This window comes from Roseococcus pinisoli (assembly GCF_018413645.1).
Taxonomy (GTDB): Bacteria; Pseudomonadota; Alphaproteobacteria; order Acetobacterales; family Acetobacteraceae; genus Roseococcus; species Roseococcus pinisoli.
Map to the genome: position 1 here is coordinate 1,023,532 of NZ_JAHCDA010000002.1, position 20,151 is coordinate 1,043,682.

Consider the following 20,151-nt stretch of genomic DNA (forward strand, 5'->3'; position numbering starts at 1 on the left):
GGCTCCAGCACAGACCTGATATTCAGCGCCGATCAAACTCCTGCCCAACCGCAGACCGCAGCAGCTCGACCAACTCGACGCGGTTCGACGATGCCGATGCCGACCGGAGAAGATGATCAAAATCTACCAGAAGTCCTGCGTTGCGACGCGGGTTCAGCAATAGCACGTCCGACCAAATCTCGCTGTTACTCTCAACGGTTCGCGCATAGCGCAGCAGCCAATACATCAGCACCTGACGGAAGTCGCCCGCGCCAAAGTTGTGCTCGGCGTGCTTGACCTCGATTAACGTCGAGCCAATCGCGAAGTCCCCATTGCCGGATGCCACCCAGCCGAGGCCGGGAATGAGGGGCGCATGTTCCAGAATTGCAGATGGTCGCTGAGCCCCGACGCTGTTCAGCATCGCCACCAGATTGCGAGCGGCATGATCGGCAACGAGTATATCACTTGGCTCGAGTTTTTCCGGGATGCGCGCATCGAAATGGCGACGCTGGCGCTTCGATGCGACCGCTAGGCATTCATCCCACGACGCCACCGCCCCGCCCCGCAACTCACTCTCGGCGCGCGCCATGGACAGTTCGAACATCATCGCCTTCTGCAACCGACTTCTCTCGATAATCTCGCTCGGGATGGGGCTGATACCGGAGAAGGAGAACATCTTCGCGTTGAGGGCGTTGACGAGGCCGCCAGTCAGTCGCGGGAAGAGAATGTCGAGAACGCCGGGGATGTCACGCGCGACGGTCCTCGGGTCTCGGACCGACAATCGGCTAAATCGCATGCTTGACCCAGTCTTCGTAGCAGGCCGCAAAGCTGCCCGGTGCGCCGGTCTCGATCCCCAATTGCCAAGCCTTCGCGAGCGAACCGCGCAGTTGGTCCCTTGTCTTTAAGCCTTCGTCGCCGAACGCGCCTGCCGCCAGCCATAGCGCCCGCTGTTCGCCGGCACCAAGATTCTGCCATTGGTTGCGCAAACGGGTGAAGTTCGACCGATCGGCCCAATACCTCCAGCAGTCAATGCAGGCGCGCCGGACCGAGGCGGATGCCGTTGCAGCGTAGGTCTGACGGACGAAAGCGCCGCGAAGATCAGTCCTAGTGAAGCGAAGCGCGCGCAGGAAATGCAGCATATTGGCTTCGGGCACGAGCAGGTGACCGCCAGCGGCCGGGATCCGGTCGAGCAAAGCGTCGATCTCGGCGAAGATCGATGTGAACTGGTCGTTCGACCGGACGGCATATACTCCGCGCATGATTTTCGACCAGGAGGCACGGAACGAGTCCAGATTTTTCGGGTCGAGGAGCGTGGCGCACAGCTGAACCGCGACAGCTGGCTCCTGAAACTTGAGTGCACGACCGATCTGCGCAAGCACGAAGGCATCGGGCTGCGACTTCTCCCGCTCAAGATCGAGCAGAAACGAGATGTCGATCTTCTCGAAAGAATGTTTCAATTTTTCATATTCGGCACTCGCATTGTCCGAGTATGGATCAAAATGCAGGTCGAGTTCTCGCAACGCGAGACTCGAATCCTCACCCTCTCCCAACTGCGCTGAAACGAAATCTCTATAATGTTTGGCGCTAAGGATGGTCGTCTTGCTGCGATTGAGCGAAAGGCCATAATCGGCCAACGCATGCGATAATTCGGAGAGCGCCTTGTAGGCGTCCTGCTGCGAGCGGCAGATCAAGGTGTAGTCGTCGACATAGCGGTGCCAGATGACCCCGGCGTCGGTTAGCGACCGATCGATCGGCGTCATCATCACTTCGGCCAAAATGCGCGCGCATTGACCGCCGACCGGGAGACCAAAAGAACGGCCTGCCGCGAGCTTGCTCAGAATGCGATCGATCTGCATCGCTAGGGTTGACCCCGGCGAGAGGTCTTTCACAACATTCTCAAGCCGATGGTGGTAGATGTGCTCGTAGAAGCTCGCGACATCAGTCTGTATAACAACAGCGCGTTCTTCTTCCAGATCACGCTCGTTCAACGTCGCGAGCTTATAGGCGCGCCACGACTTGGTTCGGTCGAAGAAGCCCGGCCCCTGCGGTGCTAGCCGGTAGGAGTGCGCGCGGGCGCTCCGTTGCCCTTCGTTCTCCTCCGCGATCGCCAGGCCCAAGCCATTCAGATAGAGGTTCCAGAAGGGATGTATCTTGGTGGTGATGCGGAAGCCATGCGGCCCGGACGGAACGAGCAGGCGTTCCGCCACGATCGCTAGTCCATTCATGAAGTTTGCTGGTTTTCCTAGCGTGCCGGTCTCAACACCCTGAAACAAGGCCAAGCAAATCGCCGCGAGATCGGAGGCCTTGTCCTTGATGAAGGCCGCGTCCAAGTCATAAGGCAACGTGTCGTTTTCGCCGCTATGACCGATCTCAAGCGCTGCCCGAAAAAAATGATCTTTCTCAATCTTGACCATTCCGGACCTTTTCTTACGTACTATGAATGGCGAGGATTGCAGCCCTCCGTCTCGCCTGTGTTTGTAGCTTTCAATGTTGCGTGTCTAGTGGTGGGCAGCGCGAGGCGCCCAGTGGCTTGTCGGCCACTTGGCTCGCAATGTAGGCGCCCGCTTCTGTTAAAGCGTCGCGAAGTGCGGTTAGGCAGGCGATGTCCCCAATTTCGACTGCTACGCCCTAGATTCGTCCGTTGTGAACGAACGTCGGCTTTCGCAATCTCCTCCGCCGGCACTGAACGGCGGCAATGGGCGCAAAGCGGAGTTACAACCGCTTCTAACTCGCGCTCACCAACCCCTTAAGCCGCTTCCCATGCCCCATGATGGCCGCGATCGATCCCAGGTTCCGCCGGTCGGCCAGGCTCTTCAGCGCCGCGCCGACCTTCCCCTCGCGCAATCTCGCGAAGCTGTCGCCTAGCGAGACGGAAAAGTGCAGCATGATGCTAGCGTCGCGGTAGCAGTCGGTCGTGCAGGACTGGCAGACCTCGCGCATCATCTTGTCGGGCGAGAAATCCCAGACCTTGGAGATGGGCGCCTTCCAGTCCTCGCAGCGCCAGAGGTCGTAGTTCCAATCCAGATAAAAGTACTTGTAGCCGGCGTGGCAGATGAAGCGCTCGCCCTCGCCCGTCAGGCGGCGGCGCATGTCGGCGATGCCCTCGCGCGGGTTATGGACGGGGATGATGTCGCGGACGGACTGCGCGCCGTCGAAGGCCGCGATCAGCTCCTCCTTGGACATGTCCACGAGGTCGCTGTCCTCGGAATAGACCAGCGAGGAGGAGCCCAGCGCCGCCTTGCGCGGATAGGAGAAGGTGACGGCCTCGAAGCCCAGCTCCCGCAGGAAGTGGCCGAGCGCCTTGTAGTCGCGGATCAGCCGCGTCATCGCCACCGAGGCGATGGGGGTGATGTTGAGCTCCTTCAGGCGCTTGGTGCTCTTGCGGATGCGGTCGCAGACGCCCTTCAGGCCGCGGTTCTTCTCGTGCAGCCCCTCGTCGTCGCTGTCGATCGAGATGAAGAGCGTGCTGAGGCCGGTATTGGCCAGGGCCTCCAGCTTCTGGGGCAGGTTCCAGCCGTTGGTGACCAGCGTGGGCTGGATACCCATCTCGGTCGCCTGGGTGACCATCTGGATGATCTTGGGGTGCAGCAGGGGCTCGCCGCCCATAAAGGTGACGAAGCGGACGTTCGCCTTCTCCTTCATGATGGTCATGGATTCCTCGAACCGCGCGGCATCCAGCCAGCCGCGGTGGGTCACGAAGCCCTTGTTGTGCGCGAAATTGCAGAAATCGCAGGTCGCGTTGCACATGTTGGTGACGGAGACGTTGCAGATCGCAGGCCCCCCACTGGGGACCAGTCGCACCAGATCCATGAAGCCGGTCTTGTTCACGGCCCGGACGGGGGTGGTCGCGGGCGCGATGGCAGTCGCAGTCATAGACTCTCCTTCACCGCCGGGGCGGTCGCGTGCACCGGCATACTCCCAACCTCCGCCCGCTGCCAAGCGAACAGCCCCGGCAGGCTGAAGGCAACTTCCCGGCTCCGGCGCACCAGGGCCGCGGCGAGGGCCGCGCCCGGCGGCACGCCGACCAGGGCGGCGGCGGCGATGATCGCGCCCTCCTGAACGGCAAGCGCGCCGGGCAGGAGAATGCCGAGGTTCCGCAGCGCCTGGGCCAGCGCCTCGATCACCACGGCATCGGCCAGTGAGACGGGATGGCCGAGCAGGTTGAGCACCAGGGCGATCTCCACCGCCCCCAGCACCCAGGAGATGGTGTGCCAGCTGATCGCCGCCAGGAGGCGGGGCCAGGCGGTGTGCAGGGAAAGGATGGCCTCCTGGACCTCGCGCGCCGCCTCGGGCCGGATGGAGGGCCAGCGCCGGGCCAGGCGGGCCAGGCCGCGCTCGATGAGGCCGAGCGGCAGGCGGCGGGAGAAGACGATCAGCGCCCCCGCCCCCAGCGTCGCGAAGCCGAGCCCGCCCATGGCGAAGCCCACCAGCCCGCCATCGCCGGCATGGGCCAGCAGCAGCGCGATCCCGGCCAGGGTGAAGAGGAGCTGGGAGACCGTCTCCATGGTGATGTCCACCGTCGCCGTCGCGCCGGCGAGCCGGCCCGGGACGCCCTGGCGGGTCAGCAGCCGGGCGGCCGCGGCCTGGCCCAGCAGCGCGCCGGCCGGCAGCAGGGCATGGGCCGACTCGCGGTACCAGCGCAGTGCCGCCATCGAGCGCAGTCGCGGCCGGAGCTCGGGCGGCAGCAGCACGCCCCAGGCGAAGCCCGTCATGACGATCTGCGGCAGGTGGACGGCGGCCGAGACCGCCACGGCCGAGGGCATCTCGGCCAGGATGCGGCCGAGGCCGGGCAATTCCTGGTGGTTGAGGGCGATCAGCGCGCCCACCGCCAGCACGGCCATGATGGCGCCGTTCCAGAGGCCGCGTCGCCACCAGCGCGCCGTCGCCTGCCCCTCGCCGCTCAGTACCGCCTCGCCTGTCGAATCATGGGCGCCTCCATAACACATCGCGCGCCGAGGGGTGGCGCTCCGCCGTGGCCGACGCCACGATGCGTCCCAACAAGGAGGGACGCATGTCCGAGAACAACTACACCGTGGGCGACATGGTCGCCGAGTTCCTGTCGCGCATCGGCGTCACGACCGCCTTCGGCATCGTCTCGGTGCATAACGTGCCCATGCTCGACGCCATCGGCCGCCGCAATGCGATCCGCTACGTCATGTGCCGCGGCGAGATGGGCGGCGCCCATATGGCCGATGCCTATGCCCGCGTGACCAACAGCCTCGGCGTGCTCTTCACCAGCACCGGCCCCGGCATGGCCAACAGCATCGGCGGCCTGGTCGAGGCGCGCTTCGCGGCCTCCCCGGTGCTGCACATCACCGGCCAGACGGCGACCAAGTTCATCGACCGTGACCTCGGCACCGTGCACGACGTGCCGGGGCAGACGGCGATCCTCGCGGCCTCGGGCAAGGCGGCCTATCGGGTGCGCGCGGCCTCCGAGGCGCTGGGCGTGCTGGTCCGCGCCGCGGCCGAGGCGCTGACGCCGCCGCGCGGCCCCGTCTCGGTGGAAATCCCCATCGACCTGCAGCGCGTGGTGATCCCGCGCCCCGCCGCGCTCGACAGCCTGGTGCTGCCGGTGCCGCCGCCCCTGCCCCCCTCCGAGGCGGCGCTGGACGAGGTGGCGGCGATCCTCGCCAAGGCCAAGCGCCCGATGATCTGGCTCGGCAACGGCGCCCGCAACGCGCGGGCCGGCGCGCTTTCCCTGCTGGAGCTCGGCTTCGGCGCGGTCTCCTCCTGGAACGGGCGCGGCATCGTGCCGGAGGACCATGCGATGACCTTCGGCGCCCTGCAGGGCAACGGCGCGCCGCGCATCCTCTCCTTCTACGAGGGCGTGGATGCGATGGTGGTGCTCGGCTCGCGCCTGCGCGGGCACGAGACGATGGATTTCTCGCTGAAGCTGCCGCGCAACCTCATCCATGTGGACGTGGATGCGGCGGCGGATGGCCGCACCTATCCCAACGCCTATTTCCTGCAGGGCGACGCCCAGCTGGTGGCCGAGGGCCTGGCGAAGCGCCTGAAGGGCAAGATGCAGGTCGATCCCGGCTTCGCCCGGGACTTCGCCGAGACGAAGCGCCTGGCGCGGGAGGAGTATCTCTCCACCCTCGGCCCCTACGCGACCTTCCCCGAGCAGATCCGCGCCGCCATGCCGCGCGACGCGCTCTGGGTGCGGGACATCACCATCAGCAACTCCACCTGGGGCAACCGCGTCTTCGAGGTCTACGGCCCGCATGACGCCGTGCATCCCGTGGGCGCGGCCATCGGGCCGGGCCTGCCGCTGGGCATCGGCGCGGCGATGGGCGCGGCCGAGGGCGAGAGCAACCGCCACACCGTGGCCATGGTGGGCGATGGCGGCTTCGCCATGAACATGACCGAGCTCTGGACCGCCGTGCAGGAGCGCGCGCGCCTCTGCACCATCGTGATGAACGACAAGGGCTACGGCGTCATCCGCCACATCCAGGATGCGGTGGTCGACGGCCGCCGCTTCGGCGACGACCTGCGCGGCCCGGACTTCGCGCAGCTCGCCACGGTGGCCGGCCTGCCGCACTTCAAGGTGAGCCGCGCCGAGGATTTCGGCCCGACCGTCGCGAAGGCGCTGGCGGTGGACGGGCCGACGCTGGTGGAGGTGGACATGGTCGCGATCGGCGATTTCCCGCCCTACGCGCCCTACAACACCATGGGCAAGCACGCCGAGCGCGCCCGTCGATGAGGCTGCCTTGGTGATGAGGCCCACCAACTCGAAGTGACCCGCGCCTTGAATGTGCCGGAAGCGACGGCTTCCGGCACCGCGTTTCCGGCCGTGTCTCCAGGCCTTCTCGCACGCCGGCAGGCCGGTCCTACTCCACGCGGATATTGTTGGCTCGGATCACCTGGGCATAGGTGTCGGCATAACGCCTGATCTCGGTCCCGAACTCCTGCCCGGGACGGGCGAGCACCGTGAAACCAGTTTCCTGCAGGCGCCCCTTCACCTCGGGCCGGTTGAGTGCGGCGACCCAGGCCCCCTCCAGCCGCTCGCGCGCGGCCGGCGGGACATCGGCGCGCGTGAGCAGGCCGAACCAGCTGTCGGACAGGACGAGCGGGAAGCCGGACTCCGCCATGGTCGGCACCTCCGGCAATTCCGGCGCGCGGGCACCGGCGGAAATGGCGAGGGCGCGAAGCTGGCCGGTCTGCCTGGGCTGGATCACGTCCGGCAGGTTGACGAACGCGAATTGCAACCGGCCGCCGATCAGATCGGTGACGGCCTGGGCGGTGCCGCTATAGGGCACGTGGGTGGCGTTGAGACCCGCCAATCCCCGGAACTGCTCGGCGCCCAGATGGATCGAGGTGCCGATGCCGTTGGAGCCGAAGGCGAGACCAGGCCCCGGCCGCCGCCCCGCTTCGAGAAAGCCGGCGAAGTCGCGTGCCACCGAGGGATGCACGACGAGCACGTGCGGCACCACCGCGCACATACAGATCGGGGCGAAGTCGCGGATGGAATTATACGGCATGCTCGGCCGCAGCGTCACGTTGGCCGAGAAGCTGTTGGCCACCATGATCATGGTATGGCCGTCCGGCGCCGCACGCGTGACCTCCTGCGTGCCGACCACCGTGGCGCCACCCGGCTTGTAGTCGATGACGACGGGCTGCCCGAGATCCTGCTGCAGGAAGTTCTGGGCCAGCCGGACCACCGGATCCATCGCGCCGCCCGCCGTAAAGGGGATGATCACGCGGATCGGCTGCGTCGGCGACCAGCGTGACTGGGCGCGCGCCACGAAAGGCGCGCCAAGAGCCAGGGCCGTGGCTCGGCGCGTGAGACGAAGGGGGTTCATGCTCAGTCCTTCTTGACGGGACAGGGCGATGCGCGCCGAGCCCTTGGTTTGTTCAAGCCAGCCAGACGCGGTGGCGCGGCTCAGCCCTTGGGCAGCACTCGCTCGGTCGGCACGGCGCGGCAGTCCATCTCGAATTCGAGGTCCTGCACCGGCGGGCGGCAGAACTGCCAGGTCAGCCCGTGCCGGGCAGCACCGCGCGCGACGATCTCGCTGCCGAGAAAGGGATGAGGGTCGTGCACGGTGTAGAGCTGCACGGCCGTCGTATCGCTCCAGCCGAAGCCCAGGGCCGCCATGCGCCGCTCCATCTCGTCGAGGACGTACCGCCCCTTCTTCAGCAGGCCCGCAGGCGAGACGTCGCCCAGCGCGATGGCGTGGTCGCGGTAGTTCCCCTTGCCTTCCGGGACCTCGCCGCCACCGGAGACGACGAAGCTCGGCGCCGCATCGGCGTCGGGCACCACGAAGCTGAAGGCATGGAAGCTCGGCTCCGGGGGCGGCGCGATGTCGGGGCAGACATTGCTGCGCGCCACCGGATTGTCGCCGTCCAGGAAGATGCCCCAGTCGGCGAGCACGGCGCCGTAGATCTTGTTGAAGTCGGAAAACCCCTGCTCCGTGAAGGGCGCGGGTGACCGCATCTCGCAGGCGCAAAAGGCCGTCTTCGGCAGGCCGGCCGCGGCCAGGAAATCCGCGATGCGCCCGAAGCCGGCGACCATCGGCACGGGATCGGCAAAGCGCACGCGCTCGATGCGGAAGCCGGGCTCAGCCGCCACCCCCGCGGAATATTGGTAGACGCCGGGAACGTAGCGGAAGCCGCGATCGGCGGCGATGCGGGTCGAGGACATGCGGTAGTGAATCTCCGGATTAACTATCCGGCGCTAACCCGCCCTCCATGAATTGACAATCCTTATCGTGGAATTTTTTGTAGATCACACAAATTAACGATGAGAAATCGCATATGGCGACCTGACTGCCCGCCCTGCATTGAGTGTGCCGGATTGCGAAGCACCCCTCTCCAGGGCTCGCCCACGAGCCCGGATCCGGACCGCCTCCGGCAGGCCAGGCACCCCGAGCTTCTCCATCAGATGGGCTCGGTACACCTCCACGGTGCGCGGGCCGATGTCGGGCCCAAGGCCGATATTGGCCTTGCCCCTCACCAGCGCCGCAGCGAGGTCGTTCATCTGGGGGGCCGGCACGCCGGAGGATGGCCGGCAGTCAGGCGGCCTCTTCCTCGGAGAGGGGGCCGCTGGCCAACACGACCGATCGACGATCGCCTTGGCGATCCAGGCGGGCGCGCCGCTTCGATTCAGCCGTCGGGCGGGCTCGTGGCCGTCAGCCCGAGCCCGACATCGACGCCGTCCTCGAGGAGGCTACCCCGCGCTGATATTGGCTGCCCGCACCACCTCGGCCCAGCCGGCCGTCTCCCGCGCCAAGCGTTGCGCCATGGCCTCGGGACCGAGCGGCGCCACCAGCGCGCCGGCCTCGAAGGCACGGCGCCGCAGCGCCGGATCCGCCAGCACCTCGTCGAGCTTCGCGCTGACCAGCCGCGTCACCGCCTCGGGCGTGCCGCGCGGCGCGTAGATCGCGAACCACACGTTCAGCGCCATGTCCGGATAGCCCTGCTCGCCGGCCGAGGGGATGTCGGGCAGTCCCGGATGCCGCTCGTTGGAGCTGACGGCCAAGGCGCGCAGCTTCCCGTCGCGCACCAGCGGCGTCAGCGGCGGCGGGGAGTTCATGTAGAACTGCACCCGGCCGGCGATCAGGTCGCGGATCGTCTCGCCCGTGCCGCGATAGGGCACGTGCAGCATGTCGATGCCCGCGCGCAGCTTCAGCAGCTCGGCGCCCATGTGATGCATGGAGCCGACGCCGGCGGAGGCGTAGGTGACCTCGCCGCGGCGCGCCTTCGCGAAGTCCACGAACTCGCGAAGGTTGTTCACCGGCACGGTGGGATGCGTGACGAAGAGCTGCGGCGTGTCGGTGATCTGCCCGACCGGCAGGAAGTCGCGCATCGGCACGATGGAGCCCAGCCCGCCCACCGCCGCGCGTCCCGCCATGGTCCCGCAATAGCCGCAGAGCAGCGTGTGCCCGTCCGGACGCGCGTTGAGGACGGCGGTGAGGCCGACCACGTCGTTCCCGCCCGTGCGGTTCTCCACGACCATGGTGGTGCCGAGCGCGCGGCCCAGCGGCTCGGCGACCAGGCGCGCGCTGTAGTCGGTGCCGCCCCCCGCCGGCGAGGGCACGATCAGCGTGATGGGGCGCGAGCCGAAGGCCTCCTGCGCACGCAGGATGCCGGGCATCGAAAGCCCGGCCAGGGTGGCGGCGACCAAGGGGCGGCGGCGCGGTTCGATCATGGGAAGTCCCTCCAGGCGGCCTCTTCGGGCCATGGAGGGAGGATGCCGCAGCCGCGCGCCGCCGTCACTTCATGCGTGCGAAGACCATGCGGTCCTTGTTCACTTCCATCAGCCGGGTGAAGCCCGGGATGGACTCGAAGCTCAGGCCGAGCGGCAGGCCCGTCTCCGGATCGGCCTGCACCTCGCCATAGGGCTTGCCCGCGATCTTCTCCCACTTGCCGGCCGGCTTCTTCACCTCGACGTTCACGACCGTCGCCTTCAGCGACATCCGCACGATCGCTTCCTTGGGCGCGGTGGGCTTCATCAGGCTCGGCATGCCCGCGACCATCTGCCAGCCATTGGCCAGCGCCCAAGCCGTCAGCTCTTCCTTGTCCATCTTCGCGTCCTTCCCGATTGGCCCAGAGCTATGCGCCCGATGGCCGCGCCCGCCAACCGCCGCGATGGACGCAGCCGCTGCGCCATGGAACGCTGCGGGCCAAGAAGAGGGAGGGTCATCATGAGCTTAGAAGGAAAGGTCGCCGTCGTGACCGGCGGCGCCAGCGGCATCGGCGCCGCCTGCTGCCGCCTGCTGGCCGCGCGCGGCGCGAAAGTGGCGGTGACGGACCGCGACCTTCCCCGCACCGAAGCCCTGGCCCGGGAGATCGGCGGGCATGCCCTCGCCCTCGACGTCGCGACCCAGGCCGCCAACGAGGCCGCGGCCGCCGAGATCGAGGCCTCGCTCGGCCCGGTGGAGATCCTCGTCACCTCGGCCGGCGTGCTGCAGCGCCCGCTGCGGGCCGAGGATCTGCCGGAGGCGGATATCCATCAGGTCGTGAACATCGACCAGATCGGCACCTATCTCTCCGCCGTGGCCTTCGGGGCGCGGATGGCGCGGCGGGGGCGCGGCAGCATCGTCACCATCGCCTCCATCTCAGGCTCGCGCGGGCTGCCGCTGCACGCCTATGCACCGGCCAAGGCGGCGGTGATCGAGATGACGCGCTGCCTCGCGGGCGAATGGGGCCGTTCGGGCGTGCGGGTGAACTCGGTCTCGCCGGGCTTCACCATGACGCCGGCCATGGCCTCGGCCATCCAGGCGGGCGAGCGCGATCCCGCCTTGCTGGAGGAGACGAGCGCGCTCGGCCGGATGATCACGACGGAGGATGTGGCCGAGGCCGTGTGCTTCCTGGCCTCGGAGGCCGCGCGCGCCATCACCGGGATCGACCTGCCGGTGGATGCCGGCTGGCTGGTGGCCCCCTCCTGGGCCAGCTACGGCGGCCTACCGCCTGCCCGCGGCAACGCGGCCTAGTTTTTTACGGGCCAAAAGCCCTGACAGGGATCGAGGGGGCAGCACCCCCTCGCCTTCCCTCACGCGTGCGCCGCGACCTTGCCCAGCTCGAAGCCCTTATAACCTTCCGCCGCCACCTCGTCGCAGATGGCGCGATAGGTCGCCATGCCGCCCGCATAGGGCATGAAGACGCGCGGCTTCCCCGGCACATTCGCGCCGAGATACCAGGAGCTCGAGGCCTGCGGCAGCAGCGTGGCCTCGGCCGCACGGTTCACCTCGGACACCCAGTTCTCCGTCGCCTCCTCGGTCGCCTCGATGGTGGCGATGCCTTCGCGGCGCATATGCGCGATGCAGTCGGCGATCCACTCCGCATGCTGCTCGATGGGCACCGGCATGTTGCAGAGCACCGAGGGGCTGCCCGGCCCGGTCATGGTGAAGAGGTTCGGGAAACCCTTCACGTTCAGGCCGAGATAGGTGCGCGGCCCGGCCTCCCAGGCCTCGGCGAGGGTCAGCCCGTCGCGGCCGCGGATGTCCATGCGCAGGAAAGGCCCGGTCATGGCATCGAAGCCCGTCGCGAAGACGAGGATGTCGAGCGGATATTCCTTGCCCGATTGCAGGCGGACGCCGTTCTCGGTGATCCGGTCGATGGGATCGGTGCGGATATCCGCGAGCTCCACATTCTCGCGGTTGAAGGTCTCGAAATAGAAGCTGTCGATCGGCGGGCGCTTGGCCGCATAGGGATGGTCGATCTCGGCCAGCTTCGCCGCCGTCTCCGGATCCTTCACGATCGAGCGGATCTTGCCCTTGATGAATTCGGCTGCCGTCCTGTTGGCGTCGAGGTCCGTCGTAATGTCCCGGAAATTCGAGCGGAACTGCAGGCCGCCCTTGGCCCAGGCCTTCTCGTAGACCGCCTCGCGCTCCTCGGGGGAGACGTCGAAGACGGAGCGCTCCTCGATGGTGAAGGGATGGCCGTTGGTGGTGGAGTGCATGGTGCGGCGGATATCGGCGAAGTTCGCCTTCACCTGCTGCTTGAACTCGGCCGTCAGCGGCGCGTTATGCGCAGGCACGCTGTAGTTGGGCGTGCGTTGGAAGACGGTGAGGCGCGCGGCCTGGGCGGCGATCACCGGGGCGGCCTGGATGCCGGTGGAGCCCGTGCCGATCTGGCCCACGCGCTTGCCCGTGAAATCCACGCCCTCATGCGGCCATTCGCCGGTGTGGTACCAGTCGCCCTTGAAGTCCTCGTGCCCCGGGATCTTCGGCACATTGGCCGAGGAGAGGCAGCCCACCGCCGTGATCAGGAACTGCGCGTTGAAGGTCTCGCCGGCCTCGGTGCGGATGATCCAGCGGCTGGTCGCCGCCTCGAAGCTCGCGCCCGCCACGCGCGTGCCGAGCTGGATGTCGCGCTTCAGGTCGAAGCGGTCGGCGACGAAGTTGAGATAGCGGCGGATCTCCGGATGCTCGGGATAGCGCTCGGACCATTCCCAGTCGCGGATCAGCTCGTCGGAGAAGCTGTAGCAGTAGGAATGGCTCTCGGAATCGCAGCGCGCGCCGGGATAGCGGTTCCAGTACCAGGTGCCGCCGATGCCCTCGGCCGCCTCCAGTACGCGGACCTTGAGGCCGAGGCGGTCGCGCAGGCAATGCAGCTGGTAGAGGCCGGAAAAGCCGGCGCCGATGATGATGGCGTCGAATTCGGCTGCGGGGCTCGCGCTATTCACGTCGGGCATGGATCGTTCACCTCCGTTTTCACGGATTTTGACGCCCCGATCGCCCCGGCCGCAACCCCGCATCCGGCCGGCGTGGAAATCAGTTGATCGTCACCCCCGCGGCGCGGACGATCGGGCCCCATTTGCGCTCCTCGGCGATCATGAAGGCCTGATAATCCGCGGGGCCGGCCGGCCAGGGGTCGGCGCCGAACTCCCTCAGCCGCGCCACCGTCGCCGGATCGGCCAGGGCGCTGAGGATCGCGGCCCCCAGCTTCTCTACGATGGGCCGCGGCGTGGCGGAGGGCGCCGCCAGCCCGTACCAGGAGGCGACGTCGAAATCCGGCACGCCGCTCTCCTGAATGGTGGGAACATCGGGGAATTGCGACCAGCGCTGCGCCGAGCTGACGGCCAGCGCGGTCAGCATCCCGGCCCGCACCTGCTGCGCCGAGGCGGGGGCGTTGTCGATCGCGAAGAGGATCTCCCCGGCCAGCACGGCCTGCATGTTCGGCGCGGTGCCGCGATAAGGCACATGCGTCACCTCGACGCCCGCCCGCTGGCCGAAGAGCACGCCGCTCAGATGCGAGGAGGTTCCCACGCCCGCCGAGCCGAAGGTGGCGGATCGGGGATTGGCACGGGCATAGGCCACGAGGTCCGCCACGTTGCGGAAGCCGCGGGAGGGCAGCACGATCAGCGTATTGGGCATCGCGGCGATCCGCGCCACGCCGGTCAGGTCGCGATTGGGCTCGAAATTCGGACGGCGGTGCAGATGCGGCCCGATGCCGTTGCTGGCGATGTGGTTGACCAGGAAGTTGTAGCCATCGGCCGGCGCCTGGGCGCAGATCTCGGCCGCCAACATGCCGCCCGCTCCGGGGCGGTTGTCGAGCCAGAAGCCGTGCGGGCCCAGATTCTCGCGGAGATAGGGCTCCAGGATGCGCATGAAGATGTCGCTGGCGCCGCCCGGCGCGCCGCCCACCAGCACCCGCCAGGGCTTGTCGGGCCAGTTGACGGCGGATTGGGCCAGGGCAGGAAGGGTGCAGGCGGACAGGCCGAGGCCCATCAGGGCTCGGCGCGCGACTTGGTCCATGAAGGCCTCCCGGTTTTGCGGGAGCGTCGCGCTTTTTCCTCACGGATTTCAAGCTTGACGTTCGGCAGGCTCATCTCCGCCCGCGTGGTGTCGCCGACCCGCCGCAGGCTGCTGCTGCCGCCATGCTGCTCGGCCAGCGCCTGGGTCAGGCCCAGCCCCTCGCCCCCCTCGCGCCCGGCGCAGAAGCCCCAGCCATCATCCTCGACCGTCAGCCGCGTCTCCCGCGGGCCGACGATCAGGCGGACGGTGAGCCGGCCCAGCATGCGCTGGTGCAGCCCGTGCTTGATGGCATTGCCCAGCATCTCGTTGGTGCCGCGCAGCACCGTCTCGCGCAGATGCTCCGGGCAGTCCCCGCCCACCTCGATGTCGAGGCGGATGATCTGGTCGGGATCGCTCAGCAGCTCGATCGTGCCCTTGCAGAGCGTCCGCAGCCGTTCCTCCATGGGCTGCGGCGCCCCGGTCAGGCCGAAGAGCGCATCGGAGATCGCGGCGCTGAGCATGATGCGCCGCTCCAGGTCGCGCAGCAGGCGGCTGCTCTCCCGCGAAAGGCGGGCGTCGTCGATCAGCACCACCTCCGAAAGGATGCGCTGCAGGGCGTTCTTGGTGTGATGGCGAAGCAGGCGCAGCGCGAGTTCGTCCCCCGAGGGCGGCTCGCCGCCGGTCGCGTTCAGGGCCAGGGACCAGAGCGGCTGATCGGCATGGGCGAAGCAGGCCTGAAGGGGGGTCAATTGCGTGACTCCGTCATGGTGATGCGATCGGGATACGTGGGAATTTTTCCCACGTAAAGGCGAATGTGGGTGTTTTTCCCACAATTCATCCGTGCTAGGCGTAACGCCGACGTGAGCGACCTGCCCTCCCCTCCCGCCGCCGAAGCCCTGCTGCGAGCCCTTCGCCGGCCGCTGCGGCCGCTGGTGCGCCTGCTGATCCGCGCCGGCGTCACCTTCCCCGTCTGCGCGGAGATGCTGCGGTGCCTCTACGTCGAGACGGCCGCGAAGGACCTCTCGCCCGACGGCCGGCCGCCCACCGACAGCCGGCTGACCCTGCTGACCGGCGTTCACCGAAAGGAGATCCGCCGCCTGCGCGAGGCCGCGGAGCCCGGCGACGACGCTCCGCCCGCGGTGGTGACGCTCAACAGCCAGCTCATCGCCCGCTGGCTGGGCCTGCCCGAGACCACGGATGAGGGGGGCGACCCCCTGCCCCTGTCCCGCGCCGGCTTCGATGCGCTGGTGGCGGGCGTGACGACCGACCTGCGGCCCCGCACCGTGCTGGACAACTGGATCGCGCAGGGCATCGCGACGATCGACCACGACGAGCGCATCCGGCTGAACGTCGCCGCCTTCGTCCCGCGCGAGGGCGGCGAGGCCCGGCTGTTCTATCTTTCGCGCAACCTGCACGACCACGTGGCCGCCGCCGCGGCGAATGTCTCCGCCGCCGGCGCGCCGCCCTTCCTGGAGCGCAGCCTGCATTACGACCGCCTCTCCCCGGAGGCGGCGGCGAAGCTGGAGGCCGCCGGACGGGCGGCGGCCCAGCAACTCCTGGTGGATCTCAACCGGCTGGCGCTCTCGCTCGTCGAAGATGAGGAAAAGGTGCCTGGCGCGCCGACACGGCGGGTGAATCTCGGCATCTACCTCTACGGCGAGGACGAACAGGCTTGAACTCCACGAAATTCCTCGCCGCGCTGTTGCTGCTGTCCGTCGGCGCCTGTTCGCACCGCACCACGCCGCCACCGACGCACTCCCCCTTCCTGGCCGGCACGGCCGAGACCTGCCGCATCGGCCCCAATGGCGGCCCCCCTGCCCGGACGGCCATGCCGCAACTGGCCTCCGACGATCGCGGGATCGGCGGCACCGGCCAGCGCGCCAGCGCCGAGGAGGGCGACCGGGGGATCGGCGGCACGGGGATCGTGGGCGTGGTCACCGGCTTCGCCAGTATCTGCGTGAACGGCCTGCATATCGGCTACGACCAGACCGTCCCCGTGGTCTTCGGCGACGTGGTGACGCCGCCCGACGCGCTGCGCGTGGGCCAGGTGGTGGTCATCTCGGCCAGCGAGCAAGAGGGGGCGCTGAAGGCGCGCCGGGTGGCCGTGCGCTACGAGGTCTCGGGCCCCGTCGAGGCGGTAGGGCCCGGCAGCCTGCGCGTCGCGGGGCAGCGGGTGACGCTGGTCGGCGCCGTGCCCGGCGGCACCGGCTGGCAGGTCGGCGATTCCGTGATGGTCAGCGGCCTGCGCGGGCCGGATGGCAGCGTCATCGCCTCGCGCATCGATCCCCGGCCCGCGGGCGCCCCGCGCACGGTGACGGTCTATGGCGTGCTCCAGCGCCGCGACGGCGTGACCAGCATCGGCAACCTGCCGATCCGTGCCGAGCCCGGGCTGCTGCTGCCCGATCCCGGCCCGGTGATCGCCACCGGCCTGGTGCAGGACGGCGTGCTCCTCCCCATCGCCGTCGTGCCGGACCTGCTCCTGCGCGACCCGACCGACTGGTTCGGGCCCGCCTATAGCCGCTTCTTCTTCGAGGGCTATCTCAGCCTGGGCGACGGAACCGTCATGCTGGGCTCGGCGCTCCATGCACGGGCGCCGGCCGGCATCGCGCCCTTCGGCGCGCGGCGCGGCGTGGTGGAGCTGCGGCCGGAGCCCGGCGGCGAGGTCGCGGCCTCGGGCCTTCGCGACACGGCCGGCGCACCGATCACCGGCGGCCCCCTGGGCGCGCTTCGCCAGGCGCCGATGCCCGGCGCCCTTCCCGGCAATCCGGCCGGGCAGCGCAGCGAGCTCGCGCCCATGCCCGATCGCCGCTTCGACCGCCGCCAGAGGGCCGGAACCGAGGCCGCCGGCCGGGACGGCAATGCGACGCCGCGGAGCCGGCCAACCGACCGCAACCGGCGCGACCGCCCGGACAATGACGACCGGCCGATGCCGCCGGGTGCGTTCCCCGGCAACGTCCAGGGGGGCGGCTTCCAGGGCGGTCCGCCGCCGGGCGGCGGCTTTCCCGGCCGCCCGCGCTGAATCAGTCTGCGTAGGCGCCCGTCGCCTCGATGATCGGCCGCCAGCGCGCCACCTCCTCGGCCAGGAAACGCCGGTGGAAGGCGATGCTGGCGCGCTCATCCGTCGCCGGATCGGTGAGCAGCTCGGCGAAGCGCTGCTTCAGCCGCTCCTCGTGCAGGGCGGCGCGCAGCGCGGTGGAGAGGAATTCCTGGATCGGCTCCGGCGTGCCGGCCGGCGCGTACATGCCGTGCCAGGTGGACATGGCGATGCCGGGAAAGCCGGCCTCGGTCGTCGTCGGCACGTTCGGCAGGCCGGGGAGCCGCGCCGGGCTGCTGACGCCATGCACCAGCACACGGCCGTCCCGGATATAGGGCACGGTGTTCGTCGCCTGGTCGCAGAGGATGTCGATCCGGCCGGCCATCAGCTCCGCGATGGCCGGCGCCGTGCCACGGAAGACCACCACCGTCGCCTGCTTGCCGGCCGCGCCCTGGACCAGCAGCCCGCAGAGATTGGCCGCCGAGCCGAGGCCCGCGGTGGCGAGGTTGATCGCATCCCCGTCCCGCGCCAGCCGGGCCATGACGCCGCGCAGGTCCTCGGCCGGGAAGTCGGGGCGGGTGATGACCGTCATCGCGGCGTCGGAAACGAGGCCGAGGGGCGCGAAGCTCGCCAGCACGTCATAGGGCATGCGGCGGTACAGCGTGGCGCTGGCGGCCATGCCGATATTGTTGATCATCAGCGTGTAGCCGTCGGGCCGCGAGGTCGCGAGGCGCTGCGGCCCGATGACCGACCCGCCGATCGATTCCACCACCACCGCCTGGCCGACATGGCGGCCGAGATTGTCAGCCACGATGCGGGTGATGGTGTCGGTCGGGCCGCCGGCGGCGCCCGCCGCGATGAGCGTGATGGAACGGTTGGGATAGGGCGACTGGGCCCGGACCGCCGGGGCGGCTAGGGCCAGCGGCAGGCCCGCAAGGATGGCGCGACGGCGCATGACGTGTTCCTCCTGTATCGGCCCGCGGTTGATCCGTCGTGGCCCTTATTCCGCCCCGCGCTCCGTGGATCCGGGGCGCGAGGCGATCGATCAGTCAGCACTGCCGTCCGGCCGGCCCACCGGCCGGGCGATCGCCGCGGCTTAGTTCAGCCGCAGCTCGAGGATATGGCGGGGATCGGGCGCGATCTCGCCCCGCTCCACGCGCTTCACGATCTCGGTCAGCGCGGCATTGGCCGGCGTCGCGATGCCGAGGGGCTTGGCCTTGTCGACGATGAAGCCGTTGATGAACTCGATCTCGGTCCGGCGGCCCTTCACCATGTCCTGCCCCATGGAGGGGCGGTGTGCGCCGCCGCCCTTATTGGCCTCGGCGATGCGGTGCTCGTCGTATTCCTTGGTGGCGGCGGCATTGCCCTCGCCGGCGCCGGCGATGATCTCGGGATCCATGTGATGGATCTCCTCGAGCTCGTAGCCCAGCGCCTGGCCGACGCGCACGCCCTCGGCGCCCAGCCGCGCGCCGAAGCGGCGCAGCGTGTCGTTCAGCAGGATGTCCTTGCTGATCAGCCCCGTGCAGGCCGAAAGCCCGTTCGCCATGCCATTCGTGACCAGCTTGGACCAGCGCTCGCCCCAGAGGTTGGGCGTGACATGCGTGCTGTCGGAGAGCGCCGTCAGCCGGCCGATCTCCTTGGCGCGCTCGGTGATGCGGCCATGCACCTCGCCCACGCGATAGACCGTGTGCGCCTTGCCGCCCTTGCCGGAGGCGCGGCGCACATGGCCGGGCTCGGTGAGCTCGACGGTAATGGAGCTCGCGATGGCGCCCAGCGTGCGGCCCCAGCCGACGATGCCCGCGATCGTCTCCTCGTTCATGCAGTTCTGCAGGCTGACGACGAAGCCGCCCGGCGACAGGTACTGCTGGATCATCGTCGTCGCCCAGGCCGTGTCGTAGGACTTCACGCAGATGAAAGCGATGTCGAAAGGCTTTTGCTTCACCGTATTCTGCAGCTCGGTGAGGTGGATGGCCTTCACCGGGACGGTGAATTCCGGCACGTCCCGGATATGGGTGATGCGCAGGCCCTTGCTGCGCATGGCCTCGACGTTCTCCGGCCACATGTCGATGAAGGTAACGTCCTCGCCGGCCTGCGCCATATACGCGCCGGCATAGCCGCCGACCGCGCCCGCGCCCACGATGGCGATGCGATAGCCCATGGATCGTATTCCCCGTTCATTTCTTTTTCGGGGAAAACGCTAGTCCTTCAAAAGAGCATCTGCAAATCACCGTCGATGCCGATCGCCTGGCCGCTGGTCGTGCGGCCGCGCGTGCTGGCGAGCAGCAGAATCTGGTCGGCCAATTGCCGCGCCGTCACGAATTCCTTCACGCTCGCATAGGCCATGGCCTGCCGCTCCACCTCGGCATAGGGCGTGCCGCGCGCCTGGGCCTTGGCCTCCAGCACGCGCCGCTGCCGGTCGCCGGCGACGAGGCCCGGCAGGATGGCGTTCACACGGATGCCGGCGCCGCCGAGCTCGATGGCGAGTGACTTGGTGAAGCCGATCACGCCCCATTTCGCCGCCGCATAGGGAGCGCGCAGGCCGAAGCCGAAGCGGCCGGCGGCGCTGGAGAGATTGGTGATCGAGGGGTTGCTGCTTTTGCGCAGCAGCGGGATGGCGAGGCGCGCCACGTTGAACTGCCCGGTGAGGCAGATCTCGAGGCAGCGGTCCCAATCCTCGGGGTTGATCTCCTCCACGAGGCCGGTCGGCCCCGCGATGCCGGCATTGTTCACGAGCACGTCGAGCTCGCCGATGCCGGAGAAGAGCTTCGCCACCGCCGCGCGGTCCGAGACGTCGCAGCGCTCGCCAGTGATGCCGGCGGGCAGCGTCGACAGCGCCGCGTCGTCCACGTCGCAGACATGGACGATGGCGCCTTCCTCGAGGAAGGCTTCCGCCACGACGCGGCCGATGCCGCCCGCCCCCGCCGTCACCAGGACGCGCGCGCCCTGCAATCCGAGTTCCAT

General features: G+C 68.6%; 19 protein-coding genes. 4 read left to right on the forward strand and 15 right to left on the reverse strand.

The window, feature by feature from the left end:
• Positions 1 to 22: 22 nt before the first annotated feature.
• The 4 genes from KHU32_RS13565 to KHU32_RS13580 form a co-directional block, all read right to left on the reverse strand.
• Positions 23 to 775 carry a hypothetical protein gene (locus tag KHU32_RS13565; RefSeq protein WP_213670612.1) on the reverse strand — a complete coding sequence of 251 codons (753 nt, stop codon included), beginning with the start codon at positions 773 to 775 and terminating at the stop codon, positions 23 to 25.
• Complete coding sequence (locus KHU32_RS13570; protein WP_213670613.1) at positions 765 to 2,393, reverse strand: RNA-directed DNA polymerase; 1,629 nt, start codon at positions 2,391 to 2,393, stop codon at positions 765 to 767. Before KHU32_RS13570 ends, KHU32_RS13565 begins: the two co-directional genes overlap by 11 nt.
• A 310-nt stretch (positions 2,394 to 2,703) precedes the next feature.
• A complete protein-coding gene (locus KHU32_RS13575; RefSeq protein ID WP_213670614.1) occupies positions 2,704 to 3,852 on the reverse strand; it encodes a radical SAM protein in 1,149 nt (382 codons plus the stop codon).
• Complete coding sequence (locus KHU32_RS13580) at positions 3,849 to 4,925, reverse strand: lysylphosphatidylglycerol synthase domain-containing protein (RefSeq protein WP_213670615.1); 1,077 nt, start codon at positions 4,923 to 4,925, stop codon at positions 3,849 to 3,851. Before KHU32_RS13580 ends, KHU32_RS13575 begins: the two co-directional genes overlap by 4 nt.
• A gap of 65 nt (positions 4,926 to 4,990) precedes the next feature.
• Between KHU32_RS13580 and KHU32_RS13585 the strand changes: the two genes are divergently transcribed.
• Positions 4,991 to 6,682: a thiamine pyrophosphate-binding protein gene (locus tag KHU32_RS13585; protein ID WP_213670616.1), complete on the forward strand. Its 1,692-nt coding sequence runs from the start codon at positions 4,991 to 4,993 to the stop codon at positions 6,680 to 6,682.
• Between the two features lie 127 nt (positions 6,683 to 6,809).
• Here KHU32_RS13585 and KHU32_RS13590 read toward each other — a convergent pair whose 3' ends face one another.
• The 5 genes from KHU32_RS13590 to KHU32_RS13610 form a co-directional block, all read right to left on the reverse strand.
• Positions 6,810 to 7,781: a Bug family tripartite tricarboxylate transporter substrate binding protein gene (locus KHU32_RS13590; RefSeq protein WP_213670617.1), complete on the reverse strand. Its 972-nt coding sequence runs from the start codon at positions 7,779 to 7,781 to the stop codon at positions 6,810 to 6,812.
• 80 nt (positions 7,782 to 7,861) lie between these two features.
• Complete coding sequence (cnbZ, locus tag KHU32_RS13595; RefSeq protein ID WP_213670618.1) at positions 7,862 to 8,620, reverse strand: 2-amino-5-chloromuconate deaminase CnbZ; 759 nt, start codon at positions 8,618 to 8,620, stop codon at positions 7,862 to 7,864.
• 93 nt (positions 8,621 to 8,713) lie between these two features.
• Positions 8,714 to 8,956: a LuxR C-terminal-related transcriptional regulator gene (locus tag KHU32_RS13600; protein WP_213670619.1), complete on the reverse strand. Its 243-nt coding sequence runs from the start codon at positions 8,954 to 8,956 to the stop codon at positions 8,714 to 8,716.
• 189 nt (positions 8,957 to 9,145) lie between these two features.
• Positions 9,146 to 10,126 carry a Bug family tripartite tricarboxylate transporter substrate binding protein gene (locus KHU32_RS13605; RefSeq protein ID WP_213670620.1) on the reverse strand — a complete coding sequence of 327 codons (981 nt, stop codon included), beginning with the start codon at positions 10,124 to 10,126 and terminating at the stop codon, positions 9,146 to 9,148.
• A 64-nt stretch (positions 10,127 to 10,190) separates the two neighbouring features.
• Entirely contained in the window at positions 10,191 to 10,502 is a 312-nt protein-coding gene (locus tag KHU32_RS13610; protein WP_213670621.1) for a hypothetical protein, read from the reverse strand.
• A 120-nt stretch (positions 10,503 to 10,622) separates the two neighbouring features.
• Here KHU32_RS13610 and KHU32_RS13615 point away from each other — a divergent pair, with 120 nt between their 5' ends.
• Positions 10,623 to 11,411 carry an SDR family NAD(P)-dependent oxidoreductase gene (locus tag KHU32_RS13615; protein WP_249681024.1) on the forward strand — a complete coding sequence of 263 codons (789 nt, stop codon included), beginning with the start codon at positions 10,623 to 10,625 and terminating at the stop codon, positions 11,409 to 11,411.
• Positions 11,412 to 11,470: 59 nt separating this feature from the next.
• Here KHU32_RS13615 and KHU32_RS13620 read toward each other — a convergent pair whose 3' ends face one another.
• The 3 genes from KHU32_RS13620 to KHU32_RS13630 form a co-directional block, all read right to left on the reverse strand.
• A complete protein-coding gene (locus KHU32_RS13620) occupies positions 11,471 to 13,114 on the reverse strand; it encodes a flavin-containing monooxygenase (protein WP_213670622.1) in 1,644 nt (547 codons plus the stop codon).
• Positions 13,115 to 13,193: 79 nt separating this feature from the next.
• Complete coding sequence (locus KHU32_RS13625; RefSeq protein ID WP_213670623.1) at positions 13,194 to 14,177, reverse strand: Bug family tripartite tricarboxylate transporter substrate binding protein; 984 nt, start codon at positions 14,175 to 14,177, stop codon at positions 13,194 to 13,196.
• Positions 14,150 to 14,905 (reverse strand): sensor histidine kinase family protein, encoded by a 756-nt coding sequence (locus KHU32_RS13630; RefSeq protein WP_213670624.1) that lies wholly within the window; start codon positions 14,903 to 14,905, stop codon positions 14,150 to 14,152. Before KHU32_RS13630 ends, KHU32_RS13625 begins: the two co-directional genes overlap by 28 nt.
• 111 nt (positions 14,906 to 15,016) lie before the next feature.
• Between KHU32_RS13630 and KHU32_RS13635 the strand changes: the two genes are divergently transcribed.
• Positions 15,017 to 15,832, forward strand: a complete 816-nt coding sequence (locus tag KHU32_RS13635) for a DUF6502 family protein (RefSeq protein WP_213670625.1) — start codon at positions 15,017 to 15,019, stop codon at positions 15,830 to 15,832.
• Positions 15,829 to 17,175 (forward strand): DUF5666 domain-containing protein, encoded by a 1,347-nt coding sequence (locus KHU32_RS13640; protein ID WP_213670626.1) that lies wholly within the window; start codon positions 15,829 to 15,831, stop codon positions 17,173 to 17,175. Before KHU32_RS13635 ends, KHU32_RS13640 begins: the two co-directional genes overlap by 4 nt.
• A 1-nt stretch (position 17,176) precedes the next feature.
• On the opposite strand, the gene KHU32_RS13645 is transcribed toward KHU32_RS13640, so the two are convergent.
• From KHU32_RS13645 to KHU32_RS13655, 3 genes are all read right to left on the reverse strand, one after another.
• Positions 17,177 to 18,145, reverse strand: coding sequence for a tripartite tricarboxylate transporter substrate-binding protein (locus KHU32_RS13645; RefSeq protein WP_213670627.1), 969 nt, complete (start codon positions 18,143 to 18,145; stop codon positions 17,177 to 17,179).
• Between the two features lie 141 nt (positions 18,146 to 18,286).
• Positions 18,287 to 19,348 carry a ketopantoate reductase family protein gene (locus KHU32_RS13650; RefSeq protein WP_213670628.1) on the reverse strand — a complete coding sequence of 354 codons (1,062 nt, stop codon included), beginning with the start codon at positions 19,346 to 19,348 and terminating at the stop codon, positions 18,287 to 18,289.
• Between the two features lie 47 nt (positions 19,349 to 19,395).
• A complete protein-coding gene (locus tag KHU32_RS13655) occupies positions 19,396 to 20,151 on the reverse strand; it encodes an SDR family oxidoreductase (protein ID WP_213670629.1) in 756 nt (251 codons plus the stop codon).

Excerpts from the sequence above, each read along its gene's own strand:
- KHU32_RS13625 (WP_213670623.1), bottom strand. The coding sequence starts at position 14,177 with ATGGACCAAGTCGCGCGCCGAGCCCTGATGGGCCTCGGCCTGTCCGCC.
- KHU32_RS13590 (WP_213670617.1), bottom strand. The coding sequence starts at position 7,781 with ATGAACCCCCTTCGTCTCACGCGCCGAGCCACGGCCCTGGCTCTTGGC.
- KHU32_RS13645 (WP_213670627.1), bottom strand. The coding sequence starts at position 18,145 with ATGCGCCGTCGCGCCATCCTTGCGGGCCTGCCGCTGGCCCTAGCCGCC.
- KHU32_RS13600 (WP_213670619.1), bottom strand. The coding sequence starts at position 8,956 with ATGAACGACCTCGCTGCGGCGCTGGTGAGGGGCAAGGCCAATATCGGC.
- KHU32_RS13570 (WP_213670613.1), bottom strand. The coding sequence starts at position 2,393 with ATGGTCAAGATTGAGAAAGATCATTTTTTTCGGGCAGCGCTTGAGATC.
- KHU32_RS13610 (WP_213670621.1), bottom strand. The coding sequence starts at position 10,502 with ATGGACAAGGAAGAGCTGACGGCTTGGGCGCTGGCCAATGGCTGGCAG.
- KHU32_RS13580 (WP_213670615.1), bottom strand. The coding sequence starts at position 4,925 with ATGTGTTATGGAGGCGCCCATGATTCGACAGGCGAGGCGGTACTGAGC.
- KHU32_RS13575 (WP_213670614.1), bottom strand. The coding sequence starts at position 3,852 with ATGACTGCGACTGCCATCGCGCCCGCGACCACCCCCGTCCGGGCCGTG.
- cnbZ (WP_213670618.1), bottom strand. The coding sequence starts at position 8,620 with ATGTCCTCGACCCGCATCGCCGCCGATCGCGGCTTCCGCTACGTTCCC.
- KHU32_RS13585 (WP_213670616.1), top strand. The coding sequence starts at position 4,991 with ATGTCCGAGAACAACTACACCGTGGGCGACATGGTCGCCGAGTTCCTG.
- KHU32_RS13655 (WP_213670629.1), bottom strand. The coding sequence starts at position 20,151 with ATGGAACTCGGATTGCAGGGCGCGCGCGTCCTGGTGACGGCGGGGGCG.
- KHU32_RS13650 (WP_213670628.1), bottom strand. The coding sequence starts at position 19,348 with ATGGGCTATCGCATCGCCATCGTGGGCGCGGGCGCGGTCGGCGGCTAT.
- KHU32_RS13620 (WP_213670622.1), bottom strand. The coding sequence starts at position 13,114 with ATGCCCGACGTGAATAGCGCGAGCCCCGCAGCCGAATTCGACGCCATC.
- KHU32_RS13605 (WP_213670620.1), bottom strand. The coding sequence starts at position 10,126 with ATGATCGAACCGCGCCGCCGCCCCTTGGTCGCCGCCACCCTGGCCGGG.
- KHU32_RS13565 (WP_213670612.1), bottom strand. The coding sequence starts at position 775 with ATGCGATTTAGCCGATTGTCGGTCCGAGACCCGAGGACCGTCGCGCGT.
- KHU32_RS13615 (WP_249681024.1), top strand. The coding sequence starts at position 10,623 with ATGAGCTTAGAAGGAAAGGTCGCCGTCGTGACCGGCGGCGCCAGCGGC.